Origin of the sequence: Acidovorax sp. 100, from assembly GCF_003688355.1 — a bacterium.
GTDB lineage: Bacteria > Pseudomonadota > Gammaproteobacteria > Burkholderiales > Burkholderiaceae_C > Acidovorax > Acidovorax delafieldii.
The window spans coordinates 3749480-3774129 of the sequence record NZ_REFD01000001.1; the positions used below are offsets into that span (position 1 = coordinate 3749480).

Sequence of the window (24650 nt, forward strand, 5' to 3'; positions counted from 1 at the left end):
TTCAAAAACGCCTTTTTCGTGGACTCGGTCACACCCCGCTATCTCACTGCCGCGCTTTATCAGTTTGTGGACCTGCCAGACTTTGCCGCACTGCGCGAGCCCCTGCAGACCCTGTGCGACGCGAACGGCGTGCGCGGCATGCTGTTGCTGGCGCCCGAGGGCATCAACGGCACCATTGCGGGCGAACCACAGGGCGTGCATGCGGTGTTGGCCTGGCTGCGCAGCGATGCGCGCTTTGCCGCCCTGCAGCACAAGGAGGCGCTGGCCGAGCGCATGCCCTTCTATCGCATGCGGGCGCGGCTCAAGCGCGAGATCGTCACCTTGGGCGTGCCAGGCCTGAACCCCGCACGCAACGCCGGCACCTATGTGAAGCCCGAAGACTGGAACGCCCTCATCGACGACCCGGGCGTAGTGGTGGTCGACACGCGCAATGACTACGAAGTAGGCATTGGCACGTTTGAGCGCGCCATCAACCCGCACATGCAGACCTTTGCAGAGTTTCCGGCCTGGGTCGAAAAAGAGAAACAACCCGGCGGCGTGCTGGCGGGCAAGCCCAAAGTCGCCATGTTCTGCACGGGCGGCATCCGCTGCGAAAAGTCCACCGCGTTCCTCAAGTCGCAAGGCTTTGACGAGGTGTACCACCTGGAAGGCGGCATCCTCAAGTACCTGGAAACCGTGCCCGAAGCATCCAGCCGCTGGCACGGTGACTGCTTTGTGTTCGACGAACGCGTGTCCGTAGGCCATGGCCTCGCACCGGGCCACCACCAGCTGTGCCGATCCTGCCGCATGCCGCTGGGCGAAGCCGAGTTGCAATCACCGCACTACGTGCCCGGTGTGAGCTGTCCGTATTGCCACGGCACCCGCACGCCCGAGCAGGAACGCGCCCTGGCCGAGCGCGAGCGGCAGATGCAGCTGGCCCGGCAGCGTGGGCAAGAGCACATCGGCGCGCAGCAACCCGGCCGCCCCACACGCGCTGTGGCCAATCACGCGGAGGACGATGGCATGGATGGCACAACATGACCGCCCTGCCCGTCCTGTACTCGTTCCGCCGCTGCCCCTATGCCATGCGCGCCCGCCTGGCCCTGGCCGTGAGTGACCATGTGTGCGAACTGCGCGAGGTGGTGCTGAAGAACAAGCCCCAGGGCCTGCTGCAAGCATCCCCCAAGGGCACGGTACCCGTACTGGTGCTCCCTAGCGGCCAGGTGCTGGAGCAGAGCCTGGACATCATGCTGTGGGCGCTGCGACAACACGACCCTGAAGGCTGGCTCACCCCCAGCCATGGCAGCCTGGAAGACATGCTCGCGCTGATTGCCGAATGCGATGGCCCGTTCAAGCAGGCGCTGGACCGGTGCAAGTACCCCAGCAGATACCCGGACGCTGACATGGACGCGGAACACGCCCAAGCCGTGGCCTGGTTGGGTGCGCTGGAGGCGCGTCTCTCACCACATCAGCCTTACCTGTTCGGCACCCACGCGGCCCTGGCCGACATGGCGATTGCGCCTTTTGTGCGGCAGTTTGCAGGCATTGATGCCGACTGGTGGACCGCACAGCCGTGGCCCCGCCTGCAGGCTTGGCTGGCGCAATGGCAGGCCAGTCCGCTGTTTGGCCAGGTGATGCCCAAACTGCCCGCATGGGTTGACGGTACACAAGGCGTACCGTTCCCGCATGGCACCGTTATGCCAGGCTGAAGCGGTCGCACTGGCCCGCTTGAGATCGGTGCTTTGGGTACCATCTCTTCTACAAAACACCATGCTCCGTGACGCTAGAGGTTGTCACGGAGCAACCCCTCTTCGCTTCATGCACAGCACAGCCTCCTCGGGGCTTTACCGCGCAGAGCCATCTCCAAGCCACCCCATCGACCCTGTAGCCCCTGCATGAAAATCATCGATGAAATGTTGAACCTGGACCTGCTCACCCAAGAGCAGCACCTGCAAATCAGTGCATGGATCGCACGCTCCGCGTCGCCGGAAGAGATATTGCAAATGCCTGCGCCACTGTGGCAGGCCGTAGAACGCGCCAGTCAGACCATGGGCATCAACGAAGACCTTTTGCGTCCTCCTTCGCTGGACGCAAGGGACATGGTGCTTGGATAGCCAACCTGTGCGCTTTCATGCGACCAGGTGGGACTGCGCTCGGAGCAGGAACACCGGCGCTGGCAGCCCTTCCCATAACGAAAAAGGCGCTCCCTGGAGCGCCTTTTTCATGCAAGCCCATGCCTCACAGGCATCAAGCCATCGAATAACCAGAGCCTCGCTTGTTGCCACCCTTCAGCGCCCGCACCAACACAGCCAGCAGCACCAAGCCAAACCCCACGAAGCAGATGAACGACCAGTTGGCAATCGAGCCACCCAGGAAGGTCCAGTCGATCGCAGTGCAATCGCCCGAGCCCCGGAAGATCATGGGGATGGCGCGGCTGATGGGGTAGTTTTCGATCATGCCGTAGAAGTCGCGGCCGCAGGTAGCGATCTCCGGCGGGTACCACTGCAGCCAGCTCTGGCGAGCCGCCACAAAGGCGCCAAACCCGGCAGTGATCACGGCCAGCACCGCCCAGGTCATCCACCAGCCCCGATTGCCTCGCGCACTCGCCAGGGCCGTGAATACAGCAACACCAATGAGCGCATACCGCTGCACGATGCACATAGGGCAAGGCTCCAGGCCCACCACATGCTGCAGGTACATGCCAAACGCCAGCATCGCCACACAGGCCACGCTGATCAGCGCCAGCACGCGACGCGGGGCCTGATCAATCCAGTTCAACACCATCATTCTTGTCCCTCGAAACCGCAGGTTACCCAGAGAGGCCTCGAAGGAGAAGCAACTCAGATACCGGCGGCGTGATCCAGAAAAACGCGGGCGCGACGTGGTGTCACCACCAGCGTCTCACCCTCCTTGAAACCCATGTCCTTGAACTGCTGCGCAGGGATCTGCGCTTCGATCAGGGATTCTGGGGACGCATTGTCCGCTGGTTTGTGATCGTCGGTCGGAATAAGTTCCAGGCGCGCAATGGGGCCCACCACAATGGCGCGGCTCAGCTGGGCCACGATGCCACGGGGACGGCCTTCGGCGTCCAGGCCTGCGCCGGGGGAGTAGCGCTCCACGTCCAGGTCGTGCGGGCGCACATAGGCAAAGGCCTTGGCGTTCTGCGCCGCCTGGTGTTCGGGCGAGTCGAGCTGCATGCCTTCCAGGTGCACCAGGCCTTCATGGGCGCGGCCATGGAACAGGTTCACGTCGCCCAAAAAGCCGTAGACAAACGGGCTGGCAGGCTGGTCCCACACCTGCTGGGGCGAGCCGCTTTGCTCGATCTTGCCCTGGTTGATCACCACCACGCGGTCGGCCACTTCCAGAGCCTCTTCCTGGTCGTGGGTCACGAAGATGCTGGTCACATGCAGTTCGTCGTGCAGGCGGCGCAGCCAGCGGCGCAGTTCCTTGCGCACCTTGGCATCCAGGGCGCCGAAGGGCTCGTCCAGCAGCAGCACCTTGGGCTCCACCGCCAGGGCGCGGGCCAGCGCAATGCGCTGGCGCTGGCCGCCAGACAGTTGCGAGGGGTAGCGCTCGGCCAGCCAGTCCAGCTGCACGAGCTTGAGCAGGTCCATCACCTTCTGTTTGATCTGTGCCTCGCTCGGGCGCTCGCTGCGCGGCTTGACGCGCAGGCCGAAGGCCACGTTCTCGAACACGGTCATGTGGCGGAACAGCGCGTAGTGCTGGAACACGAAGCCCACATTGCGCTCACGCACATGCACGTCGGTGGTGTCCTCGCCGCTGAAGTGGATGGTGCCCACGTCGGCCGTCTCCAGACCGGCAATGATGCGCAGCAGCGTGGTCTTGCCGCAGCCCGAAGGGCCGAGCAGTGCGATGAGTTCGCCCGAGGCGATGTCCAGGCTCACGTCGCGCAGCGCCTGGAAGTCGCCGAACTGCTTGCTGACGTTACGGATTTCAATGCTCATGTTCTGTGTTCCTTCACACGCCAGCGGGCGCGGGGCGCTCGGGCGGCAATTCGGCGGCGGCCTTCAGGGCTTGTTCGTTGCGGTGTTCGGCAATGGTCTTGATGACCAGGGTGACCAAGGCCAGCAAGGCCAGCAGTGAGGCTGCGGCAAACGCGGCCACCGACTGGTATTCGTTGTAGAGGATCTCAACGTGCAGCGGGATGGTGTTGGTCTGGCCCCGGATGTGGCCCGACACCACCGACACCGCGCCAAATTCGCCCATGGCCCGCGCGTTGCACAAGATCACGCCGTACAGCAGGCCCCACTTGATGTTGGGCAGCGTCACATACCAAAAAGTCTGCCAGCCGGTAGCGCCCAGCACGATGGCGGCCTGCTCCTCATCGTTGCCCTGGGCCTGCATCAGCGGGATCAGTTCGCGGGCGATGAACGGAAAGGTCACAAACACGGTGGCCAGCACGATGCCCGGCACAGCAAAGATGATCTTGATGTCGTGCGCCTGCAGCCAGGGGCCAAACCAGCCCTGGGCGCCAAACATCAGCACATAGATCAGGCCCGCCACCACGGGCGACACAGAGAACGGCAGGTCCACCAGCGTGGTCAAGAAGGCCTTGCCCTTGAACTCGTACTTGGCAATGCACCACGCGGCTGCCACGCCGAACACGAGGTTCAGCGGTACAGCGATCAGCGCAGTGATCAGCGTGAGCTTGATGGCCGACCAGGCATCGGGCTCGCGCAAGCCTTCCAGATACGCACCAAAGCCTTTGCGCATCGCCTCGGCAAACACGGCGGCCAGCGGCAGCACCAGGAACAGCAGCATGAAGGCCAACGCAACGCCGATCAGCGTCCAGCGTACCCACGGCGCCTCGGTCGTGCCTGCTTGTGCGCGGCGAATGGTTCGGGAGTTGTTGCCGCTCATGCTGGAGCCCCCGCGTGGCGGCGCTGCCAGGCTTGCAGCGCGTTGATGATGAGCAGCAGGATGAAGGAGATGACCAGCATCACCACGGCCACAGCGGTGGCGCCTGCGTAGTCGTACTGCTCCAGCTTGCCGATGATGATGAGGGGCGTGATCTCCGACACCATGGGCATGTTGCCCGCGATAAAGATCACCGAGCCGTATTCACCCACCGCCCGCGCAAACGCCATGGCAAAGCCGGTGAGCAGCGCAGGCGTGATGGAGGGCAGGATGACCTTGGTGAAGGTCTGCAGGCGTGTGGCACCCAGGCAGGTGGCGGCCTCTTCCAGTTCCTTCTCAGCGTCTTCCAGCACCGGTTGCACGGTGCGCACCACAAACGGCAGGCCGATGAAGATGAGCGCAATCACAATGCCTGCGGGCTTGAAGGCCAACTGGATGCCCATGGGCTCCAGAATGCTGCCCACCCAGCCATTGCCCGCCAGCAAGGCCGTGAGCGAGATGCCCGCCACAGCCGTAGGCAGCGCAAACGGCAGGTCCACCAACGCGTCCACGATCTTCTTGCCCGGGAACTTGTAACGCACCAGCACCCACGCGATCAGCAGGCCAAACACCAGATTGACCAGCGCCGCGAGGAACGAGGCGCCAAAGGTCAGCCGGTACGAGGCCAGCACACGCGGCGCGCTGATGGCGGCCCAGAACTGCTCCCAGGTGAGGGTGAAGGTCTTGAAGATCAGTGCCGACAGCGGGATCAGCACGATGATGCTCAAGTAGAAAAGGGTGTAGCCCAGTGACAGCCCGAAACCGGGCAGCACGCGCTTGGGCGCGCGCCGTCCGGCCGGGGCTGCGGCCACAGCGGTCGCAGTGGTCATAGATGCAGTGGTGAGTCGGGAGAAGCGCTGCGCCTACTTACTTGGCGCCGGGCGTGTACAGCTTGTCAAACTGGCCGCCATCATTGAAATGCACCTTCTGCGCTTCGGTCAGCGAGCCAAAGTACTTGGCCACCGTGAACTGCTTGAGCGGCTTGAAGGTATCGGCGTACTTCTTGAGCACGGTCTCCGAACGGGGGCGGATGGCGTGCTTGGCTGCAATCTCTTGCGCTTCTTCCGAGTACAGGTAGTCCAGGTAGGCCTTGGCCAGCTGGGCTGTGCCCTTCTTGGCCACGGTGCGTTCCACCACGGCCACGGGGTTTTCGGCCACCACGCTCACCGAGGGGTAGATGGCATCAACCTTGCCCGCGCCGAACTCGCGGTCGATGGAGACCACCTCGGATTCGAAAGTGATCAGCACATCGCCCTGGTTGCGCTGCAAGAAGGTGGCCGTGGCATCGCGGCCGCCCTTGGCCAGGATAGGCACGTTCTTGTACAGCTTGCCGACAAACTCGGCGGCCTGCGCCTCGGTGCCGCCCTTTTCACGCACGGCGCCCCAGGCGGCCAGGTAGGCATAGCGGCCGTTGCCGCCGGTCTTGGGATTGACCACGATCACCTGCACGCCGGGCTTGATCAGGTCGTCCCAGTCCTTGATGTTCTTGGGGTTGCCGTTGCGCACCAGGAACAGCATGGTCGAGGTGGTGGGCGATGCGTCGTGCGGGAACTTCTTGGCCCAGTCCTTGGCAACCACGCCGTTGTCGGCCAGAAACTGCACGTCGGTGGTGGTGTTCATGGTCACCACGTCGGCAGCCAAACCGTCGTTCACGGCACGCGCCTGGGCGCTGGAGCCGGCGTGCGACTGGTCAATCTTCACGTCCTGGCCGGTGGTCTTCTTGTAGTGTGCGGCGAAGGCCACGTTGTAGTCCTTGTAGAACTCGCGGGCCACGTCATACGACACATTGAGCAGCGAATTTTGAGCGGCAGCCATGCCGCTCGCGGCCAGGGCCAGAGAGGCCAGGAGGGTCTTGAGTTTCAAAGAAGTCATGGTGAAGTCGCCCAAAAAATGCAGGAGATTCCGCATTGTGCGGATCACCCCTTAAAACTCAAAAGAATATATTCTTGTTAATTAATCGAGAATTGGCATATAAAGATCTCGAAGGGCGTGCCGGGGCCATGACCCCAAACCGCACATCAGCAGCCCGGGGCCGGGCATTTCGGGTCCTGCAGGCTCCAAGTGCTACTAACACATGCGCCGAAAGCTATCGATTAGATAGCAATCAGGCGGCGGCCGGAGAAACCTGCGAGTACCCTGCCGCTGGCTGGATGGTGCTGTGGTCGCCCTCCAAAGACTGCAGCAACGCCCAGCCCAGCGGCCATTCGCCATGGCCCGAGTCGATATTGATATGCCCCGCGTTCTGCATGCGCACAAACTCGCTGCCCCAGGCCCTGGCATAGGCGCCCGCCAGGCGAATGGGACAAAACGGGTCATTGCTGCTGGCCACCACGATGCTGCGGTAAGGCAACGCCGCGTAGGGCACGGGGGCAAAGTCGCTCAGGATGGCGCGGCGCTCGGGGTCGGCGGGAGCCACCAGCAAGGCGCCGCACACCTTGGCTGCAGCCTCCGGCCCCATGTGGGTGGTGGCAATACAGCCCAGGCTGTGTGCCACGATCACTACAGGGTGCGTTGCGGCCAGTACCGTCTTCTCCAGCTGACTCACCCAGGCTGAACGCGTGGGCGTGATCCAGTCGTCCTGCACCACGCGGCGCGCGTGGGGCAGGCGCTCGGCCCACAGGCTTTGCCAGTGGCCGGGGCCCGAATCGCGCCAGCCGGGGACGATGATGATGGAGGTGGTGGTGGTCACAGGCAGGGATTCTGCGAGCCAGCCTTTAAAACCCAAACGACTTAATTCTTGTTATTTAATCGCCAAATCATCTAATCAAAGACAATCCGGAGACAAAAAATCGCATGCGCTAGTGTCGTCCGCTGCAAGCCATACCATCTAATCGTCGGCCAGCAAGCGCTTCAGTCGCTGGGGATAGTTGTTGAGGAAGTCACGAGTTACCGCGTAGTGCTCCGTGTCCTCGAAGGCCACTTCGGACAGACCAGCGCCATCGAATTGGATGATCTTGGCGTTGGGATAGGACAGCAGGATGGGGGAGTGCGTGGCAATGACGAATTGAGATTTGTCTTCCACCAATTGGTGGATTGCATACAGCGCAGCGAGTTGGCGGTTGGGTGATAAGGCTGCCTCGGGCTCGTCCAGCAAGTACAACCCTTTGCCCTGGAACTTGTGCGTCAGCAGCGCCATAAACGCCTCGCCATGAGACCGAGCATGTAGCGATTTTCCGCCGTAGTTATCCAGGTAGCCAACCTCATCCATGTAGGTGGCCACATTGAAGAAGCTCTCAGCCCGCAAGAAATAGCCATCTTGCGGCTTGCGGTAGCTCCGCGCCAACCGCAGCACCTCATGCAACGATGATTCTGAATCCGCCGTAGCCAGTCTGAAATTGCGAGTGCCACCCTCCGGGCTATAGCCCAGGGCCAACGCGATGCCCTCTAACAACGTGGATTTCCCAGAACCGTTCTCTCCCACAAAGAAGGTTACGTCCGGGTGAAACTGCAGCAGACCCAGTTCTCGGATCGAAGGTACGTTGTAGGGATAGGTTTCGTAGTCCACATCTGCATCTGGGCGGATGCAAGCGCTTTGGAGATAGGGTTTGGCGGCAAGCATGCGCTCATGCTAACGGGCCGCGCGGACTTTTAGCTCACTGGGCAAAAGGTCTCTTCGATGGCCCCCAGTTTTCCCGCGAAATGGCCAAGTGGCCCGAAAGAGATAAGCCCCAAAGAACATTTTTAGATTTTTTGCATCCACTTAACCCCATTTAGCTATCCCGTTCGTTTCACCCAGCACCACCACTTTTTTGATGGAGCTGCCATGAAACCCCGCCTTTTCACCCTGCCCGCCCTCGCGGCACTGGCCGCGTTGCTGGGCCTGAGCCACCTGCCTGCCCATGCCATTGGCCGCCTGGCCGACGTCACCATCGTGGACCGCGACACTGGGACCACGTTGCCGGTGCACTACGCCCAAGGCGAGTACTGGGTGGCCGGCCGCCCGGGCGCGCGGTATGCCATCACCGTGCGCAACCGGCTGGGCGAGCGGGTACTGGCCGTGCCTTCGGTGGACGGGGTCAACGTGCTCAGCGGCGAAACCGCTGCGTGGGACCAGGGCGGGTATGTGTTCTCGCCCTATGAGCGTTACCAGATCACCGGCTGGCGCAAGAGCAACAGCGAAGTCGCTGCGTTCGAGTTCTCGCACATTGCCAACTCGTATGCCGCCCGAACAGGCCGCCCCGGTCACGTGGGCGTGATTGGCGTAGCGCTGTTCCGCGAACAGCCACCGGTGCCCTCGCCCGCCGTCGTCCCCGAGCCATACAGCCAGCGCCGTGATGGCAGCAACGGGAGTGCCAACAGCCTGGGGCGCTTGCGCGAAGAGCCTGCCCCTGCGCTGCCCTCGGCACAGTCGGCACCCGCACCAGCCGCCGCCGCACCGTCGCCAGCATCAGAGGCCGAGTCCTCGGCCCGCTCAATGTCTGCCGACAGTGCGGCCAAGGCGGCGCCTATGCCGTCGGCCAAGCTGGGAACGGCGCACGGCCAGCGCGAGACATCCGTTGTGTCGCACACCACTTTCACCCGGCTGCAACTCCGCCCCAACGAAATCATCAGCATCCGCTATGACAGCCGCGAAAACCTGATAGCTGCGGGCGTGATCCGCGAGCCCATCGCGCGGCCCCCTGTGCCCCGCGCGTTTCCACAGTCCGACAACCTGTCGTACGTTCCCGACCCGAGGTAGGCCTTGAGAGCATCTACCGGTACGCTCCCGCTGGTGCATGCGGGCCTCGCATAATCCGCGGGTGCCATCCGCCCCGCCCCACGACGATGCCGACGAGACGCTGATGCTGCGTTACGCCAGCGGCGACCTGGGTGCGTTCGACCGGCTCTACGCCCGGCACGAGCTGGCCGTGTGGCGGTTTGTGTTTCGCAGCGTGAAGGTGCAGGCCGTGGCCGACGACCTGCTGCAGGACGTGTGGTTTGCAGTGGCGCGCAACGCTGCCCGCTACGAGGTCAAGGCCAGGTTCCGCACCTGGCTGTTCACCTTGGCACACCACCGGCTGGTGGACCACCTGCGTACCGCCAAACACCATGCCAGCCTGGATGCCAGCGACGACGATGCGCGCAGCCTGGCAGACACGCTGGTGGCGGACTCGGGCTTTGGGCCCGTGCGCCAGCTGCAGTCGCGCGAGCAGGCCGCCGCGCTCATCGCCGCCGTAGAGCAGTTGCCGCCAGAGCAGCGCGAGGCCTTTTTGTTGCAAGCCGAAGGAGATCTGAGCGTGCAGGAGATTGCCGAGGCCACCGGCGTGAACTTTGAAACCGCCAAAAGCCGCCTGCGCTACGCGCGGGCCAGCCTGCGCCAGCACCTCAAGGAGTTTGTATGACCCGGCAGGATGACGAACTGGTCCGGCGCTACCACGAGGCCAGCGAACAGGAAGGCGCCCGCCCCGGCGTGCATGTGCGCGATGCCGTGCGTGCGCATGCACAGATGGTGGCAGCGGCTGCGGCATCAGCCACCCCGGTAGCAGCCCCTGCCGCCAACCAGGCACGCTGGAAGATTTCGGCCCTGGCCACCTTGGCCGTGGTGGGGCTGACTGGCTTGCTGATGCTGCAGTTTGAGCGCGGCACGCCCGAAGAGCGGGACACCGCTTTCAGTCACCGCCGGACCGAGTCGCCTGCGCAGGCTCCCACGGTCCCTGCCCCTGCGGCCACACCGACGCTCCCGCCACCGGCAGAGCCCCCATCGGTCACTCCGCCTGCACCGGAAAGCGCGCAGAAAAGTACGCGGAACAGCGCCGGCCCGTCGGCCGACGCCATGCCCCCCAAGCCCGCCACGGTAGCTCCCCCCGCGCCTGCGCAGACACCCGCACCCGCACAGCCTGTGGCCAAGGAGGCCACCACATCGCCCTCAGCCACCGAAGCGCAGGCCCTGCCAGCGCCCCGCGCCGCCGGGGCCCCGTCCGGCTTCCCCGCATCACCCCCCTTGCCCTCGACGGCCGCAGCCCCACGCGCCGAATCCAGTACCGAAAGACGCGAACGCGCATCAGTCTCCACTGCACCAGCCCTTCAAGAAACCGCTCCGGCAGCCCCCACCGCAGCAGCTGCACCAGCCACCCGCGCCCCGCTGGCGGACTCTGCAGCGCGCGACCACCAGACGGCGGCTGCAGCCCCTGCCATGTCAAAAAATCTGGGCGCGGCCTCGCCCAACACCATCTGGGAGGCCGCCCGCACGGGCCAACCTCAGCAGGTCGAAGCCCTCGTGCAACAGGGCGCTCCGGTGGATGCCCGCGACCCCGAAGGAAAAACCGCCCTGATGCTGGCCGCCTTGAACGGCCACACCGCCACCGTGCAGCGGCTGCTGGCGCTGCGCGCCAACCCGGCGCTGGTGGACCGCGAAGGTCTGAATGCGGCACAGCTCGCGGCACAGCGGGGGCACACGCGCCTGGCAGAGCTGCTGGAAGCGGCCCGCTGAAAAGCGCACCGGCAGGTCTCACAGGGCCCACGTCATGTCCGCAGGGGGCGGGCCTAGCTGCCCCGCTCGGCGGTAGCGGCGAGTCAGTTGCTCGTCGGAATCATCAGAACCGCACCGCCTCAAACGCGGGGTGCAGCGCATCGATCCAGTGGTCCAGCTCGTCCTGCGTCACATGCAGGTGGTCCATGCAGGCCTGGCCGTGTTGGGTCCACTCGCGCGTGGGGGCCAGGCCGTCGTGCTGGTTGACCAGAAACTCGGCCAGCAACCCCAGCGCCACCAGGTGCCGCACGGTGGGATCAAACAGCTCGTCGTTCAGGCAGGCAAAGTCGTGGTGCAGCCAGATGGCCTGTGCCACGTCGCCCGGCAGGTGCCAGGTGCGCGCCACGATGGCGCCCATCACCGCGTGGTCGGTGCGGTGGCTCGCGTTCTCGGTCTGGGTAAAGGTGCGGTCCTTGCGCGCCAGGGCCTCGGTCACGGTGCCCGCGTAGCCCCGCACCGCCTTCACCAGCACCGGCATGCCCACATGGCAGAACAACCCGAAGCTGTAGCCCAGCCCTGGGTCCAGGCTGTAGAGCTGGTGGCCGATGTGCTCGCACGCAATGGCGCGGCGCTGCGAGCTTTCCCAGAAATGCTCCAGCAGCGGCGAGCGCACCTGCAGCGCATTGCGCGTGATGAAGGCGGACAGCAGCTCCACGGCCGGCTGCAGCCCCAGCACCGTCAGCGCCATGCCCACGGTCTGCACCGGCTGGGCCAGGCCGTACAGCGGGCTGTTGGCCAGCCGCATCACGGCGGCGGCCAGGGCCACGTCGGAGGATGCCAGTTGCTCCAGCGCGGTCGAGTCCAGCTCGGGCGCCGCCACGATCTGCTGCAGGCGCAGCAACGATTCGGGGCACGGCGGGATCACGATGGCGCGCACGGCAGGGTGCACGCGGGCTTGCCGGATGTCTTGGTCGATGGGGTGTGGAGCGGTCACAAAAAGTCCCCGGGCCGCCGCGTGTGCCGACCACACGGACGGGCGCAGCCCGCACAGTTGCAATTCGTTGCATTGTGGCGCCAAAAAGCGCTTTGCCCACCGAACCCGTGCACAAGCGCAGGCTTTGCGCCCAGCGCCTCAGAACCTGTGCTTTGAACAGGTTCTCAGATATTGGCGCCGTCGAGCCCCTGCAGGGCCTGCCGTGTGCTCAGGCTGCTGCGGCCGGGCATGGCCTCGCCCAGGTAGTCCAGAAAGCGCCGCACCGCGGGCGACAGTCCCCGGCGGGAGGGGAACACGGCATGCACGATGGCGGGCGCCGGCGCCCAGTCGGGCAGCACCCGCACCAGCTTGCGCTCGCGCATTTCTTCTTGGCACATGTAGTCGGGCATCCAGCACACCCCCGTGCCGGCCACGGCCGCGTATTTGAGCGTGAGCAGGTCGTCGGCCACATAGCGCGGCGTGTGCTGCACCACCTGGTGCACGCCGCCCGGTCCGATGAGGTTCCAGGTCGATCGGCCATCGGGGGCCGACATGGCGATGCTGTCGAGCTTGGCCAGGTCGTCCAGCGTTTGGGGCGCGCCCTGGCGGATCAGCAGCTCGGGGCTGGCCACCAGGATCTGCGTGGTGTGGTCCAGCCGCTTGACGACCATGCTGCCGCTGTCGTCCACCGAGGGACGCACGCGCAGCGCCACGTCGATGCCCTCTTCCACCAGGTTGACCGCGCGGTTGCTCACCAGCATGTCGATGCGCACCTCGGGGCAACTGGCCAGGAACCGGGGGATCAGCTCGGCCACCACGGTCTGCGCCAGCGTGACGGGGCAGCTCACGCGGATGGTGCCGCGCGGCACGGTCTGCACCTGGGCCACCGTGTCGGCAGCAGCCTGGGCCGATTCGCGCATGGCCTGACAGTGGCGCAAATAGGCTTCGCCCACTTCGGTCAGCGAGAGCTTGCGGGTGGTGCGCTGCAGCAGGCGCACGCCCAGCTGCGTTTCCAGGTCGGACACCCGGCGCGACAGGCGCGATTTGGGAATGCCGAGCGCGCGGCCCGCAGCGGCAAAGCCACCGCGCTCCACCACTTCGGCGAAATACAGCATGTCGTTGAGATCTTGCATGGGCTTCATCGTCCTATGGATAGAACAATCTATCGCAAGTTCACTACCTTATCAACAAATTGATCCATCCCCACAATTGATCCCATGGCCACACGCTGTGGCTCCGATCCACAGAACCCCAGGAGTTCCCTCATGCAACTGCTTCACGTCGACTCTGCCATCACCGGTGATCAATCCGTGTCCCGCCAACTGACTGCCCGCACCGTGACCGCCTGGCAAGCCGCTCACCCTGGCACCACCGTGCAATACCTGGACCTGGCCCAGCAAGCGCCTTCGCACCTGTCGGCCCAGTCGCTGGGGTTCCGCACCGGCCAGGCCGCTGCCACCGAGGCAGAGCGCGCTGAAAACGCACTGTCCGAAGCCCTGGTGAGCCAGTTCCTGGCCTCCGACGTGATCGTGATTGGCGCGCCGCTGTACAACTTCTCCATCCCCAGCCAGCTCAAGGCCTGGATCGACCGCCTTGCGCAAGCGGGCCGCACCTTCAAGTACACCGAGAAGGGCCCCGTGGGTCTGGCCGGTGGCAAGACCGTGATCGTGGCCTCCACCCGTGGCGGCGTGTACTCGACCAGCGAAGGCGGTCAGGCCATGGAGCACCAGGAGAGCTACCTGAAGGTGGTGTTCGGCTTCTTCGGCATCACCGACGTGCGTTTTGTGCGTGCCGAAGGCGTGGCCATGGGCCCGGACGCCAAGGCGGCCGCACTGGCCTCGGCCAACGTGGAAATTTCCACACACACCAGCGTGGCGGCCAACCAGGGTCGCGTGTCGCAGGCCGCCTAAGCCTAGCGGCAACAACGGCGCGCAGGGCACAAGCCCTGCAAGCCCCCCCAAAACCCGGCCCTGTGCCGGGTTTGGGCTTTTATCAGGGCAAAACGGCCGGATGCGCTAGTGGAACATGCCTGAGCAGCTATCATTTTTGATATGCCACACACGGACCATGCCGCCCCCACGCCACACCGTGCCAGCAGTCACTGCGCAGCGGGCGGCGCCTGCCGCTGCAGCCATTGCTCGGCCAGTGGCCCGGGCGCCAGGGCCGGTGCAAACAGCCAGCCCTGAAAACGCTCGCAGCCCATGCGGATCAACAACTGCAGCTGCTCCTCGGTCTCCACGCCTTCGGCCACCACCTCCAGGCCCAGCGTACGGGCCAGCGCGTTGACGGTGGCGCAGATCTCGCGGTCGTTCACGTCCACCACGATGTCGCGCACAAACACCTTGTCGATCTTCAGCTCGCTCACCGGCAGGCGCTTGAGCTTGATGAGCGACGAGTGGCCGGTGCCAAAGTCGTCGATAGACAGCGCAAAACCCGCGTTCTTCAGATCGAGCGCGATGGCGTACAGGGACTCGTCCAGCAGCTGCGACTCGGTGATCTCCAGCACCAGGCCGGCGGGCGCCACCCCGGCGCGCTGGGTCACGCCCAGCAGGGTCTGGGTAAAACCCGGCTCACGCAGCTGGATGGTGGAGACATTGACCGACACCACGGGCACCTGCCAGCCCTCGGCACGCCACTGTGCCATCTGGCGGCAGGCAGTCTCGAACACCCACAGCCCGATGGGCACGATGAGTCCGCTCTCCTCGGCCAGCGGGATGAACTCGTCGGGCGGCACCGCCTTGTCATCCACCGACCAGCGCAGCAGCGCCTCGGCACCCACGGTCTGGCGCTGCTGGTTGAGCTGGGGCTGGTAGACCAGCGCGAACTCGCCCGCCTGCAATGCGTTGTGCAGGCGCCGGCGCAGCTCCAGCCGCCCGCGCGTGATCTGCGTGAACTCCTCGATGTAGAAGCGGTACGAGCCCCGGCCTGCACTCTTGGTGGCGTGCAGGGCCGAATGCGCGTGGCGCACCAGCTCCACGCTGTTGGCCGAGTCGTCCGGGTACAGGCTGATGCCCAGGCTGGCCCCCATGTACTGTGCGCCCACCTCCGACAGCTCCCAGGGCTGCGCCAGGCCTTCCACCAGCGAGGCCGCCAGCTGCGCCAGCTCGGTGCGCGACGCGGGGCGCAGCAGCATCACCGTGAACTGGTCATTGGCCAGCCGCGACACCAGGCCCTGCCCCGCCAGCAGCTGGGTGATGCGTTGCGCCACCTCGCTCAGCAGCGCGTCGCCCACGCGGTGGCCATAGGTTTCGTTCACGCTCTTGAAGTGGTCCAGGTCGATCAGCATCAGCGCCACGCGGCGGTTGGTGCTGTGCGTGTCGCGCGCGGCCTCGGCCACGGCACGCTCCAGCGCGTCTTCAAAGTAGCGTCGATTGGGCAGGCCGGTGAGCGCATCAAAGTGCGCCACGCGGTACAGCTGCTCCTCGTTGCGCAGCACGGCGGCCTCGGCCGTGCGCAGGCGGTTGAGCAGGCTCACCACAATGGTCTGGCGCAGTGCCGCCAGCAGCAGCACCAGCAGGCAGCACACCAGGATCAGCGCCTGCATGCCTGCCCTGCCATCGGGCGCCACAAACAGCAGCACCAGGGTGATGGCCGCCAGCGTCATGGACAGCAGTGGCACGTAGTTCATGACCTGGTCGCACTGGCGGCGGTAGGCCGCATCTGCCGACATCTCAAACCGCAGCCAGCGTGCACCCCAGCCCAGCACCAGCGCCGACACACTGAAGCTGGCGTTGAACCAGATGCCCGGCTGCACCGTGTTGCTGATGACCATGAGGTTCCACTGCATCCAGCTCAGGCCAAAGCCCAACAGGCCCAGCAGCACCATTGCATGGGACCGGTCGATGCGCACCCCCACCGTCGGAACAGCCAGCGCCGTGACGCCCGCCGCAGCGAGAAACCCGGCCGGGTACAGCACCAGCACCGTGCCCACGGCCAGCGAGTCCACCTCGCCAGAGGGCAGGTAGATCACCAGCGTGAACGCCAGCAGCGCCAGCACCGTGCCGCCAAAGTCCAGGGCCGCCGGGTAGGCCCGGTCGCGCGACAGGCGCGCAAAAGTGGCGCGGATGACGGTGGCAGCCCACAGCGGCCCCCCCGCCAGAAACAGCAGGTCGGCGGGCGCGGGGAACGGGTTCCAGTCCAGCGCCACCTGCACGTTCCACACCATTTGCCCCAAGGCCACCAGCACCGCAAAGATCAGCAGGCCGGTGTGCAGCGCGCGGTCGGTGGGCGGCGCCAGCCGCCAGCCACGCCAGGCCCAGAAGGCAGACAGCCCAAACGCCAGCGTCCAGGAGGCGTTGTCCAGAAACAGCCGCACGCCCGGGGCCGGTGCCCACAGTGACGCAACGAACAACAGCGTGGTCGCACTCAACCAGACCGCTGTGAGGATTCGTTCCGCGAAGGGCATGGTGGAGGGGATGGTGTTACTGGACGTTACCCTCTCATTGTGTATGCAAGCGCGACACCACAGTTTTCCCAGCGCAACGCAGGGGAATGGTATTGGCGGACCGCTATCATTTAGATAGCTATTTGCGCCTTACGAAAAAGCGCAAAACGCCAAAAATACTTGGATGTTTGACTGCTGTCGCAGCCGCTTTTTCCGCCCCTCTCCCCTTGCGGGAGGGAGGGCGAAGCAGCAACCAGTCCGCAGAGCCACAGCGCCCCTCATTGCAGGGCGCATTTGCGATCAGCTTCAGAAGCCTGGCAGCACCGAGCCCTTGAATTCGGTCTGGATGAACTTCTTGACTTCTTCCGAGTGGTAGGCCTTCACCAGCTTGGCCACCCAGGGCTTGTCCTTGTCGGCTTCGCGCACGGCGATCAGGTTGACGTAGGGGCTCTTGGCGTTTTCTTGTGCAATCGCGTCCTTGCCAGGGTTCAGGCCAGCCGACAGCGCAAAGTTGGTGTTGATGGCCGAGGCGTCCAGGTCGTCCAGCGAGCGCGGCAGCTGGGCCGCGTCAAGTTCGACGAACTTGAGCTTCTTGGGGTTGCTCACCACGTCCAGCGGCGTGGCCTTCAGGCCCGCGCCGTCACGCAGCTTGATCAGGCCCTTGTCCTGCAGCACCAGCAGCACGCGGCCGCCGTTGGTGGGGTCGTTGGGGATGCCGAACTTGGCGCCTTCCTTCAGGTCTTCCAGCTTCTTGACCTTCTTGGAATACAGGCCGATGGGGAAGTTGACGGTGTAGCCCACCGCCGCAAACTTGTAGCCCCGGTCGGCAATCTGGGCGTCCAGGTAAGGCTTGTGCTGGTAGCTGTTGGCGTCCAGGTCGCCCGCCGACAGCGCGGCGTTGGGCTGCACGTAGTCGCTGAACTCGATGATCTGGATCTTCAGGCCGTCCTTCTCGGCGACCTTCTTCACCTGCTCAAAAATCTGCGCGTGGGGGCCGCCCGTCACGCCGATCTTGAGGGGCTTGTCCTGGGCGATCGCGCCGGTAGAGAAAGCGGCGGCAGCAGCCAAAGCCAGGGCAGATTGCAGGAGGAGGCGCTTGTTGTTGTTCACAGGAAAAACCTTTCGTAAAGAGATGGCTCGCATCCTAGGGTTTTCCCGTTAAAACCGGAACAACTAAGTTTTCATTTCATTACAACTCAATCGAATAAGAAGACAAGACCCGAGCCCCCCACCTCATGAGACTGGCGCGCGACCGGCGAGGGCAGCCGAGCAAGGGCCGCCCCGCAGCGAGGGCTGCGTCCCCCTTCCCGAATCGCGCAGCGATTCGAGAGAAGGGGGAAGTGGCGCAGCCACTCAGGGGAATGTTCCCAGTCAACCGCGCAGCGCCACGTTGTTCAGCTTGTCCAGCCGCTCGGGCCACGTGCCCTCCACCGTCGCGCCCTGCAGCAGGATGCGCGTCCAGGCCACCCAGGCGTCCCACTGCACGCGCTTGTCCCATGCATTGCCCCAGGCGCTGAACAGGTGCAGCGCGCTTTCGGCAGCGGCCTTGGCGTCGTCCTTGCGGCCAGCGGACAGATACAGCTGGGCCAGCACCATCTGCGGCTCGCCCACCCAGGGGTTGTGGCGCACGGCGCTTTCCAGCACGCCGGTGGCCACGTCCAGATCCACCAGCGGCTGGTCTTGCTGGATGACGGACCAGTACAGCGACGTGGCTGCCGCCTCGTTGGCCGCAGACAGGTGCTGCGAGCAGTGCGCAAACACGGGCGGCATGGGCAGCACATCCTTCAGCCCCGGGTGCTGCAGCGCCTTGGCCAGGCCATTGATCTGGTGCACCATGCGCCCCGACGGCCGCATGGGCCCGGGCCAGAGCGATGCGGCCCAGTGCGCCTTCTGGTTGCGATGCTGCACGTCCGGAAAGCGCGAGAAGATATCGTCCTGCCAGCTGAACCACTGCTCGATGGTGTCGGCCATGCTCACGATGATGAAAGCCGCCACCTCGTAGGGTGTAAGCACGTGGTCCTGCCCGTCTTTTTGTAGCACCAGACTGCCGTCCGCCTCCAGCGCATGGGCCAGCACCTTTTGCACAAACTGTGTGCGCGACTGGGTACAGAACAAATACACCAGGTGCTCGGCCGACTCGCCCGCAATCTCGCGCACCCGGGCGCGCTCCTTGGCGGGGTCGAACTTCACCAGGTCCACAAAGGCATTGCCATACACGCTGTGCAGCAGCCCCAGCAGGCGCACATCGCGCGGCTGCTGCCACACCGTGAGCGTGCGCGTCACGCCCACCAGGTGGTGGCGAAACGTGCCCGCCTTGTGCCAGTCCTGCCCCACATTGCGCGCCAGCACCGTGGGCAGCACGGGCGCCAGTTCAGGGTCGCGGGTCAGCCACTCTTCGTCCAGCAGCGGCAATGCGCGGGCAAACAGGTCAGGGTCCAGGGGGTGAAGCGGCAGGGTCATGGTGTTGTGTCTCCGGCGTTGATCGTGCAGGTAATGCAATGTACACACAGTATCTGCCCACACGGCGGGTGCGCAAGCACCGGGGTGACCCGGCCCTCACACCCAGCACGCGCCTGCACAGCGGCTCGGTCAGCCCCACTGCGTGCTGCGGGCTTTCAGGCTCAGAGGCTGAGAGTTTTTTAGCCGGGCCCGAAAGGCGCGCAAATACGCCTCGGATCTAGGCGCAAAGCACAGCCATAGCTCAGGCTATGGCGAGCATTTGTAACGACGAGCTGGGGCGTATTGGCGTGCAAGGCGGGCATGGATGAAGGACTCTCAGCCTCTCAGACCAGCCTTACTTCAAAGTACGCGCCCTCTCCTTCCCCCAAATCCCGGAACCCGGCCTGCCGGGCTGCCACGCTGGCCTTGCCCCAGGCCTTGAGCAAAGTGAGATCGCCAGGGGACACCACCTCGGGGGGCGACTCCTCCAGGCTCTGCATGGTGTCCAGCGCAGCTGCTACCTGTTCAGGGCCGCCAAGCTGCTTTTCCAGGGCCCTGGCGTACCGAGTTTCTGCGGCAATGCGCTCTTTGGGCGGAAGCTCCTCGGGATAGTCGCGGAGGTTGACGACGAAAGTGGATTCGATGACTTGCATGGCACTGCTACTCCTGTGGTTTGATACTGTATGAATATACAGTTTTTTCCAGCAGAATTCGAGCCCTGAAAGATCACCCGGGAGCGCGGGATGATGGAAGGATTGTTCTCAATACTGGAACAGTTAGTTCGCGACCAGGTAGTTTTTCCGTGAACACCATCGGCGTACAGTTCATCCCATCGATGAGCCGAACCCGCAAGGCGACTCACCGAACCCGGTTCAGGAATGGTTTTTGACCCGGCTTTTTTGAGACGCTTTTTAACCTTCAAGGATTTTCATCATGAACAAGACCGCCCGTTTCCTCTCCGTCGCTGCTGTTGCCGCTTTCGCTTCTTTTGGCGCCCAGGCTGACGAAGCCGACAGCTCGCAATTTGCCCTGAAGTTCGACACGAACCGCACCCGCGCTGAAGTGGCCGCTGAAGCCGCTACCGTGGCCCAGACCCGCAGTCAGGAACCTGCTGGTTCGCGTGTGGTGACCTACACCTCCACCGCCGACCGCGCTGCCGTGCGTGCCCAGGCTGCCGAAGCCCTGCGCACCGGCAAGATCTCTTCGGGCGAATTCAGCGCCATGTAATTGGCAGACCAACTGCTTGAGATTGGTTGAAGCAGTTGCGGGACTTCCCATGGTGGTGGCACTTTGCATTTGCGGGTGGCGCTGCCATGGGGAGTGTTAACTGAACCGCAGGGGCGGGCAGGCAGATCGGGCTCCCTTTGGGAGCCCTTTTTGTTGGCGCACGCGGCGCCGGCTGGCTACATGGCACTTGCCGAGCTTGCCTGGCGCCTGCCGTAATGGACCGTCCCTCAAGGCGCCGCAAGAGCCCCTGCAACGTCGCTTACAGCGACGGGTCGATCAATACCTTGGCCCCAGTATTGCGCGGGCCGTAGAACGCAATGGACTCGGCACTCAGCGCGCCTGCCAGCGACACGGTGCGCGCGTAGTGGCTGGCAAACGTGGTCTTCAGCTCGGCCGCCACGCGCTGGCGCAGCGCCTGGGTGGCCTCTTCGCCAATCTTCTGCAGAAACGGGAACAGCAGCCATCCCCCCATGCCCCAGGCCATGCCAAAGGTGCGGTGCACTTCGGTCGGGCGCGTGTCCAGGTGGCCGTACAGATACACCTGCTTGTGCACGGCCGAGCCGTAGCGGCTGTATTCCTTGGCCCTGCGGTTGATGGCCGCCTCCATGCACTGCAGGATCTGCCCCGCCAGCGTGCCGCCGCCCGTGGCATCAAACGCAATGGTGGCGCCCGTGGCGGCCAGCGCGTCGGTCAGTTCGGCCATGAAATTGGGCGCGCTGCTGTCGCACACATACTGGGTGCCCAGCTCGCGCAGCAGCGCCGCCTGCTCGGGCTTGCGCACGATGTTGACCAGGCCGACACCGTCTTTCTGGCAAATCTTGAGCAGCATCTGGCCCAGGTTGCTGGCTGCCGCGGTGTGCACCAGCGCGGTGTGGCCCTCGCGCTTCATGGTCTCCACCATGCTCAGCGCCGTCAGCGGGTTGACGAAGCACGATGCACCCTCAGCCGCCGTGGTCCCTGGCGGCAGCGGCAGGCACTGCGACGCAGGCATGGCGCGGTATTGCGAATACATGGCGCCGCCAATCACCGCCACCGTGCGGCCCAGCAGCGCCTGCGCTGCTGGCGAGCTGCCTGCCGCCACCACCAGGCCCGCGCCCTCGTTGCCCACCGGCATGCTCTGGCCCAGACGTGCCGCCATGCCCGGCATGGCGCGCTCGGGGATGCGGGCCGTGGCCACCGGCCGCTCGGCCGTGCCCGTGACCTGCACGGTGGACAAGTCGGCGGGGCCCAGCAGCAGGCCGATGTCCGACGGGTTGATGGGCGTGGCCTGCACCTGGATCAGCACTTCGTCGGGCCCTGGTGTGGGCACGGGTGTCGGCTCCAGGCTGATCTGCAAGGTGCCATCGGCTTGCACAAGCGAGCGCAACTGCAGCGCGGTGGTAGGGATGGAGGGGTTCATGGAGGACTCGCAGGTAAAAGATGGGACAAAGGGCCTATGCGCTGGACTGCGCAGTGTGGTGAAACGGTGCTGCACTCCACGGCGCCGCAGCACCACCAACCCGCATTCTTGACCAAGCTGCGCCACCACGCTGTCCCCTCGGTTCACGGCGGCAGGCCACCATGCACCGGGAAGAACGATGCCAAAAAGAGGCTCCAGCCACGGGGCTACCCCATGCTCTCACACGCCCAGCCCCCAGTCATGCACGCGGCGCTTGACTTAGAGTGCACTCCAACTTTCAGAATCGTTCCCATGGCATCCCTCCTCACCATTGCCGAAGTCGCCAGACGCACCGGCTTGACCGCACACACCCTGCGCTACTACGAGCGCGCCGGTTTGATTGCGCCGGTAGCCCGTGCACCCGGTGGCCAGCGCCGCTATGCGGCGTCGGACATGGAATGGATCGGATTCCTGCTGCGCCTGCGCGAGACCCAGATGCCCATCGGGCAGATGCAGGCCTTTGCGCGGCTGCGCAGCGAAGGGAACGCCACCGCCCCCGAGCGGCGCCAGTTGCTGGAACAGCACCTGGCGCAGGTGCTGGCAACGATCACCACGATGCAGCAAGCCGCACAGGCGCTGCAAGCCAAGATCGCGCACTACCAGGGCCTGGAAGCTTCCCTTCGGTCCACCCCGTCATCCACCCACCAAGGAAGCGCCCATGTCCCCCCAAACCCAACCCCGCTATCTCCAGGGCCTCGCCAAGCTGCGCGAAATCGACGGCCACGCGGGTGAGCGTGTCGTCGCCAGCCTGGCCGACATCGCCCCCGACTTTGCACGCTACCTGATCGAGTTTCCGTTTGGCGACATCTATTCGCGCCCCGGACTCGATCTGCGCAGCCGCGAGATTGCAGTCATCGCCGCACTGACCGCGCTGGGCAACGCCACGCCACAGCTCAAGGTGCATTTGCAGGCGGCGCTCAATGTGGGCGTCACCCGCGAAGAGGTCGTGGAGGTGCTGATGCAGATGGCGGTGTACGCAGGCTTTCCGGCCGCGCTCAACGGACTGGCCGCGGCACGCGAGGTGTTTGCAGCGGCCGACGCACAACCACAGGCCGCTTGAAGCGCCCTGCCGCCCCGCCCTGTCCTGCCGGATGCGGCTGCAGCGGGGCGACCGCCTATTTGGCGGCCCCCACCGGCATCGGCCGCACCAGCCGCACCGGCAGCTTGCTGGCCCGAGCGGCATCGCCGCGCGCCTCGCCGGTGGACAGGTTCACCGCCCAGCCGTTGATCATGGCCGCCTGCCGCGCGCCATCACCCGCCCGGCTCTGGGCGATGTTGCCGTAGGTGTACTGGTTGACGCTGGGCGCGCTCACGTTGGCGGTGGACGTCCAGTGCCACTGGCCCGGCGCCGCCGGGAACAGAAGGGGGTTGAGGCCCGGGGGCGACAGCGCCTTGTCCACCAGCCGCTGCAGCTCTGTCGCACGGGGCAGGCGCCAGCCCACACCCTCGGCCTTCCAGCGGTCAGAGGCCAGGGCCGTGGCCTCGGCACGGTCCAGCAGCAGGGGCTGGCCCGTGCAGGTTTTGCCGGTCCATTGCATGCCCTCCACACAGCGTGGCCAGGCCAGGCCGGCACGCTGGTCCAACACATAAGCGCCATCGGCGGACAGGGACCAATCGGCGGCCACCTGCGAATCGGCGGCCTGCGCAGGCCCGGCCAACAGGGCAACCAACAGCGGGGGGATGAGCGGCAACAATGTTTTCATGGGCAAAGCAGGGGCAATGAAAGCCAGGTACAGGTCCGGGGGGCAGGGAGACACCACGGGGTGCCCTGGCAACACCCTAACCCGGCAGCGGCCCGCGCGCCACCCACCAGGTCAAGAAACCCGCGCGGCCCGCCGCTTGTCCGTGCGGCCACCCACGCCCACTCCTGCCAGCGTGCCTGACGCGACCAATGCCTCGGCCAGGAACCCCACAAACGCCTGCACCCGCGTCGAAAACTGGTGCCGCTGCGGGTACACCGCGTAGATGTCGGCCGCAGGCGTGTGGTACTGCGGCAGCACGGGCTCCAGCAGGCCCTGGGCCAGATGACGGTTCACGTCCCACTCGGCGCGCATCACGATGCCGTGGCCCTGCAGCGCCCACAACACGGCGATCTCGCCGTCGTTGGTGGTGAGGTTGCCGGTGATCTTGATCGACTCGGTGTGCGCCTTGCTGCCACGCCCGGTGGTCAGGCGCCACAGGCCGTAGGCCTCGTCGCCCTGGCGGATGCCGATGCACTGGTGCTCCATCAGGTCGCGCGGCACGCGGGGCCTGCCATGCTGCTCCAGGTAGGCGGGTGCGGCGCACAGCACGCGCCGGTTGGGAGCCATGCGGCGGGCAATCACGCGGCCGTCGGGCGGCTCGCCAAAACGCACGCACACGTCATAGGCATCGTCGGTGATCGGTGGCGGGTGCACCGACAGCTGCAGCTGCACATCCACCTCGGGGTACTGGCGCACAAAGTCCGAGATCACGGGGGCGATGTGCATGCGGCCAAAACCCAGCGTGGCATTCACGCGCAGCAGGCCCTTGGGGCTGGCCTTGGACTGCACGATGAGTTCGTCCAGCGCATCGATCTCGCGCAGGATGCGGCGCGCGTGCTCCAGCAGCAGCTCGCCCTCGGGCGTGAGGCTCATGCGCCGGGTGGTGCGGTTGATGAGCACCACACCCAGGCGCTTTTCCATCTGCGCCAGGTGTTTGCTCACGGCGGCGGTGGAGACACCCATTTCGCGCCCGGCGGCGCTCAGGCTGGGGCTGGCCGCCAGTGCCGAGAAGAAGCCCAGTTCTGCGGGCTGGATGGTAGAGCTCATCGCCGCATTATCAACTGCAGGTTAACGATAGATTCACTTGAGCGCCGTTTTTACAACGAGCGGATGCCTACAGTCGCTCTCACTGTTTTTGTTCCACCCGCTTTTCGCGGCACGAC

At 65.1% G+C, this 24650-nt stretch carries 26 protein-coding genes; 10 read left to right on the plus strand and 16 right to left on the minus strand.

Annotated elements, in window-relative coordinates:
- Positions 1-18 precede the first annotated feature (18 nt).
- From C8C96_RS17275 to C8C96_RS17285, 3 genes are all read left to right on the plus strand, one after another.
- Positions 19-1020: a rhodanese-related sulfurtransferase gene (locus tag C8C96_RS17275; RefSeq protein ID WP_121943094.1), complete on the plus strand. Its 1002-nt coding sequence runs from the start codon at positions 19-21 to the stop codon at positions 1018-1020.
- The gene (locus tag C8C96_RS17280; RefSeq protein WP_121943095.1) at positions 1017-1688 is read left to right on the plus strand and encodes a glutathione S-transferase; all 672 of its coding nucleotides are present in this window, start codon (positions 1017-1019) and stop codon (positions 1686-1688) included. The genes C8C96_RS17275 and C8C96_RS17280 overlap by 4 nt, the downstream gene beginning before the upstream one ends.
- 186 nt (positions 1689-1874) lie before the next feature.
- Positions 1875-2093: a hypothetical protein gene (locus C8C96_RS17285; protein WP_121943096.1), complete on the plus strand. Its 219-nt coding sequence runs from the start codon at positions 1875-1877 to the stop codon at positions 2091-2093.
- Between the two features lie 133 nt (positions 2094-2226).
- Here the strand turns inward: C8C96_RS17285 and C8C96_RS17290 are convergent, their stop codons facing one another.
- The 7 genes from C8C96_RS17290 to C8C96_RS17320 all read right to left on the minus strand — a co-directional run bounded on the left by C8C96_RS17290 (position 2227) and on the right by C8C96_RS17320 (position 8455).
- Positions 2227-2763 (minus strand): disulfide bond formation protein B, encoded by a 537-nt coding sequence (locus C8C96_RS17290; protein WP_056746679.1) that lies wholly within the window; start codon positions 2761-2763, stop codon positions 2227-2229.
- A gap of 56 nt (positions 2764-2819) precedes the next feature.
- Entirely contained in the window at positions 2820-3944 is a 1125-nt protein-coding gene (locus tag C8C96_RS17295; protein WP_121943097.1) for a sulfate/molybdate ABC transporter ATP-binding protein, read from the minus strand.
- Positions 3945-3957: 13 nt separating this feature from the next.
- Entirely contained in the window at positions 3958-4860 is a 903-nt protein-coding gene (gene cysW / locus C8C96_RS17300) for a sulfate ABC transporter permease subunit CysW (protein WP_121943098.1), read from the minus strand.
- A complete protein-coding gene (gene cysT / locus C8C96_RS17305; RefSeq protein WP_121943099.1) occupies positions 4857-5726 on the minus strand; it encodes a sulfate ABC transporter permease subunit CysT in 870 nt (289 codons plus the stop codon). The genes cysW and cysT overlap by 4 nt, the downstream gene beginning before the upstream one ends.
- A gap of 37 nt (positions 5727-5763) precedes the next feature.
- On the minus strand, positions 5764-6768 hold the full coding sequence (locus tag C8C96_RS17310; protein WP_056067832.1) for a sulfate ABC transporter substrate-binding protein: 1005 nt from the start codon (positions 6766-6768) through the stop codon (positions 5764-5766).
- Between the two features lie 232 nt (positions 6769-7000).
- Positions 7001-7585, minus strand: a complete 585-nt coding sequence (locus C8C96_RS17315; protein ID WP_056067829.1) for an alpha/beta hydrolase — start codon at positions 7583-7585, stop codon at positions 7001-7003.
- A gap of 138 nt (positions 7586-7723) precedes the next feature.
- Positions 7724-8455, minus strand: a complete 732-nt coding sequence (locus C8C96_RS17320) for an AAA family ATPase (protein ID WP_121943100.1) — start codon at positions 8453-8455, stop codon at positions 7724-7726.
- Between the two features lie 204 nt (positions 8456-8659).
- Between C8C96_RS17320 and C8C96_RS17325 the strand changes: the two genes are divergently transcribed.
- The 3 genes from C8C96_RS17325 to C8C96_RS17335 are packed head-to-tail and all read left to right on the plus strand — an operon-like array spanning position 8660 to position 11305.
- Positions 8660-9574, plus strand: a complete 915-nt coding sequence (locus C8C96_RS17325) for a hypothetical protein (RefSeq protein ID WP_121943101.1) — start codon at positions 8660-8662, stop codon at positions 9572-9574.
- Positions 9575-9611: 37 nt separating this feature from the next.
- On the plus strand, positions 9612-10217 hold the full coding sequence (locus C8C96_RS17330) for a sigma-70 family RNA polymerase sigma factor (RefSeq protein WP_167514345.1): 606 nt from the start codon (positions 9612-9614) through the stop codon (positions 10215-10217).
- Complete coding sequence (locus C8C96_RS17335) at positions 10214-11305, plus strand: ankyrin repeat domain-containing protein (protein ID WP_121943102.1); 1092 nt, start codon at positions 10214-10216, stop codon at positions 11303-11305. The genes C8C96_RS17330 and C8C96_RS17335 overlap by 4 nt, the downstream gene beginning before the upstream one ends.
- A 103-nt stretch (positions 11306-11408) precedes the next feature.
- On the opposite strand, the gene C8C96_RS17340 is transcribed toward C8C96_RS17335, so the two are convergent.
- Together C8C96_RS17340 and C8C96_RS17345 are read right to left on the minus strand one after the other, a co-directional pair.
- The gene (locus C8C96_RS17340) at positions 11409-12278 is read right to left on the minus strand and encodes an HDOD domain-containing protein (RefSeq protein WP_121944069.1); all 870 of its coding nucleotides are present in this window, start codon (positions 12276-12278) and stop codon (positions 11409-11411) included.
- A 164-nt stretch (positions 12279-12442) separates the two neighbouring features.
- Positions 12443-13390, minus strand: a complete 948-nt coding sequence (locus C8C96_RS17345) for a LysR family transcriptional regulator (protein WP_121944070.1) — start codon at positions 13388-13390, stop codon at positions 12443-12445.
- A gap of 132 nt (positions 13391-13522) precedes the next feature.
- Between C8C96_RS17345 and C8C96_RS17350 the strand changes: the two genes are divergently transcribed.
- Positions 13523-14167 carry an FMN-dependent NADH-azoreductase gene (locus C8C96_RS17350; RefSeq protein WP_099730040.1) on the plus strand — a complete coding sequence of 215 codons (645 nt, stop codon included), beginning with the start codon at positions 13523-13525 and terminating at the stop codon, positions 14165-14167.
- Positions 14168-14355: 188 nt separating this feature from the next.
- Here the strand turns inward: C8C96_RS17350 and C8C96_RS17355 are convergent, their stop codons facing one another.
- The 4 genes from C8C96_RS17355 to C8C96_RS17370 all read right to left on the minus strand — a co-directional run bounded on the left by C8C96_RS17355 (position 14356) and on the right by C8C96_RS17370 (position 19733).
- Positions 14356-16662 (minus strand): bifunctional diguanylate cyclase/phosphodiesterase, encoded by a 2307-nt coding sequence (locus C8C96_RS17355; protein WP_121943103.1) that lies wholly within the window; start codon positions 16660-16662, stop codon positions 14356-14358.
- Positions 16663-16947: 285 nt separating this feature from the next.
- Positions 16948-17751 carry a MetQ/NlpA family ABC transporter substrate-binding protein gene (locus C8C96_RS17360; protein WP_233584261.1) on the minus strand — a complete coding sequence of 268 codons (804 nt, stop codon included), beginning with the start codon at positions 17749-17751 and terminating at the stop codon, positions 16948-16950.
- Between the two features lie 261 nt (positions 17752-18012).
- Entirely contained in the window at positions 18013-19101 is a 1089-nt protein-coding gene (locus C8C96_RS17365) for a DUF6817 domain-containing protein (RefSeq protein ID WP_121943105.1), read from the minus strand.
- 323 nt (positions 19102-19424) lie between these two features.
- On the minus strand, positions 19425-19733 hold the full coding sequence (locus C8C96_RS17370; RefSeq protein WP_055397526.1) for a hypothetical protein: 309 nt from the start codon (positions 19731-19733) through the stop codon (positions 19425-19427).
- 280 nt (positions 19734-20013) lie between these two features.
- Between C8C96_RS17370 and C8C96_RS17375 the strand changes: the two genes are divergently transcribed.
- Complete coding sequence (locus C8C96_RS17375; protein ID WP_121943106.1) at positions 20014-20307, plus strand: DUF4148 domain-containing protein; 294 nt, start codon at positions 20014-20016, stop codon at positions 20305-20307.
- A 259-nt stretch (positions 20308-20566) separates the two neighbouring features.
- Here C8C96_RS17375 and C8C96_RS17380 read toward each other — a convergent pair whose 3' ends face one another.
- Positions 20567-21706: a zinc-binding dehydrogenase gene (locus C8C96_RS17380; RefSeq protein ID WP_121943107.1), complete on the minus strand. Its 1140-nt coding sequence runs from the start codon at positions 21704-21706 to the stop codon at positions 20567-20569.
- A 291-nt stretch (positions 21707-21997) separates the two neighbouring features.
- On the opposite strand from C8C96_RS17380, the gene C8C96_RS17385 reads away from it, so the two are divergent.
- Together C8C96_RS17385 and C8C96_RS17390 are read left to right on the plus strand one after the other, a co-directional pair.
- On the plus strand, positions 21998-22477 hold the full coding sequence (locus tag C8C96_RS17385; protein WP_121943108.1) for a MerR family transcriptional regulator: 480 nt from the start codon (positions 21998-22000) through the stop codon (positions 22475-22477).
- Positions 22404-22805 (plus strand): carboxymuconolactone decarboxylase family protein, encoded by a 402-nt coding sequence (locus tag C8C96_RS17390; protein ID WP_099730036.1) that lies wholly within the window; start codon positions 22404-22406, stop codon positions 22803-22805. Before C8C96_RS17385 ends, C8C96_RS17390 begins: the two co-directional genes overlap by 74 nt.
- A 55-nt stretch (positions 22806-22860) precedes the next feature.
- Here the strand turns inward: C8C96_RS17390 and C8C96_RS17395 are convergent, their stop codons facing one another.
- Both C8C96_RS17395 and C8C96_RS17400 read right to left on the minus strand, forming a co-directional pair.
- The gene (locus tag C8C96_RS17395) at positions 22861-23448 is read right to left on the minus strand and encodes a DUF1566 domain-containing protein (protein ID WP_121944071.1); all 588 of its coding nucleotides are present in this window, start codon (positions 23446-23448) and stop codon (positions 22861-22863) included.
- A 111-nt stretch (positions 23449-23559) separates the two neighbouring features.
- Complete coding sequence (locus C8C96_RS17400) at positions 23560-24534, minus strand: LysR substrate-binding domain-containing protein (protein ID WP_121943109.1); 975 nt, start codon at positions 24532-24534, stop codon at positions 23560-23562.
- Between the last annotated feature and the right edge of the window lie 116 nt (positions 24535-24650).

What these genes read in the sequence shown, in the direction of transcription:
- C8C96_RS17280 (WP_121943095.1), top strand. Translation starts at nt 1,017, where the DNA reads ATGACCGCCCTGCCCGTCCTGTACTCGTTCCGCCGCTGCCCCTATGCC.
- C8C96_RS17285 (WP_121943096.1), top strand. Translation starts at nt 1,875, where the DNA reads ATGAAAATCATCGATGAAATGTTGAACCTGGACCTGCTCACCCAAGAG.
- C8C96_RS17290 (WP_056746679.1), bottom strand. Translation starts at nt 2,763, where the DNA reads ATGGTGTTGAACTGGATTGATCAGGCCCCGCGTCGCGTGCTGGCGCTG.
- C8C96_RS17295 (WP_121943097.1), bottom strand. Translation starts at nt 3,944, where the DNA reads ATGAGCATTGAAATCCGTAACGTCAGCAAGCAGTTCGGCGACTTCCAG.
- cysW (WP_121943098.1), bottom strand. Translation starts at nt 4,860, where the DNA reads ATGAGCGGCAACAACTCCCGAACCATTCGCCGCGCACAAGCAGGCACG.
- cysT (WP_121943099.1), bottom strand. Translation starts at nt 5,726, where the DNA reads ATGACCACTGCGACCGCTGTGGCCGCAGCCCCGGCCGGACGGCGCGCG.
- C8C96_RS17310 (WP_056067832.1), bottom strand. Translation starts at nt 6,768, where the DNA reads ATGACTTCTTTGAAACTCAAGACCCTCCTGGCCTCTCTGGCCCTGGCC.
- C8C96_RS17320 (WP_121943100.1), bottom strand. Translation starts at nt 8,455, where the DNA reads ATGCTTGCCGCCAAACCCTATCTCCAAAGCGCTTGCATCCGCCCAGAT.
- C8C96_RS17325 (WP_121943101.1), top strand. Translation starts at nt 8,660, where the DNA reads ATGAAACCCCGCCTTTTCACCCTGCCCGCCCTCGCGGCACTGGCCGCG.
- C8C96_RS17330 (WP_167514345.1), top strand. Translation starts at nt 9,612, where the DNA reads ATGCGGGCCTCGCATAATCCGCGGGTGCCATCCGCCCCGCCCCACGAC.
- C8C96_RS17335 (WP_121943102.1), top strand. Translation starts at nt 10,214, where the DNA reads ATGACCCGGCAGGATGACGAACTGGTCCGGCGCTACCACGAGGCCAGC.
- C8C96_RS17345 (WP_121944070.1), bottom strand. Translation starts at nt 13,390, where the DNA reads ATGCAAGATCTCAACGACATGCTGTATTTCGCCGAAGTGGTGGAGCGC.
- C8C96_RS17350 (WP_099730040.1), top strand. Translation starts at nt 13,523, where the DNA reads ATGCAACTGCTTCACGTCGACTCTGCCATCACCGGTGATCAATCCGTG.
- C8C96_RS17355 (WP_121943103.1), bottom strand. Translation starts at nt 16,662, where the DNA reads ATGCCCTTCGCGGAACGAATCCTCACAGCGGTCTGGTTGAGTGCGACC.
- C8C96_RS17365 (WP_121943105.1), bottom strand. Translation starts at nt 19,101, where the DNA reads ATGACCCTGCCGCTTCACCCCCTGGACCCTGACCTGTTTGCCCGCGCA.
- C8C96_RS17370 (WP_055397526.1), bottom strand. Translation starts at nt 19,733, where the DNA reads ATGCAAGTCATCGAATCCACTTTCGTCGTCAACCTCCGCGACTATCCC.
- C8C96_RS17375 (WP_121943106.1), top strand. Translation starts at nt 20,014, where the DNA reads ATGAACAAGACCGCCCGTTTCCTCTCCGTCGCTGCTGTTGCCGCTTTC.
- C8C96_RS17380 (WP_121943107.1), bottom strand. Translation starts at nt 21,706, where the DNA reads ATGAACCCCTCCATCCCTACCACCGCGCTGCAGTTGCGCTCGCTTGTG.
- C8C96_RS17385 (WP_121943108.1), top strand. Translation starts at nt 21,998, where the DNA reads ATGGCATCCCTCCTCACCATTGCCGAAGTCGCCAGACGCACCGGCTTG.
- C8C96_RS17390 (WP_099730036.1), top strand. Translation starts at nt 22,404, where the DNA reads ATGTCCCCCCAAACCCAACCCCGCTATCTCCAGGGCCTCGCCAAGCTG.
- C8C96_RS17395 (WP_121944071.1), bottom strand. Translation starts at nt 23,448, where the DNA reads ATGAAAACATTGTTGCCGCTCATCCCCCCGCTGTTGGTTGCCCTGTTG.
- C8C96_RS17400 (WP_121943109.1), bottom strand. Translation starts at nt 24,534, where the DNA reads ATGAGCTCTACCATCCAGCCCGCAGAACTGGGCTTCTTCTCGGCACTG.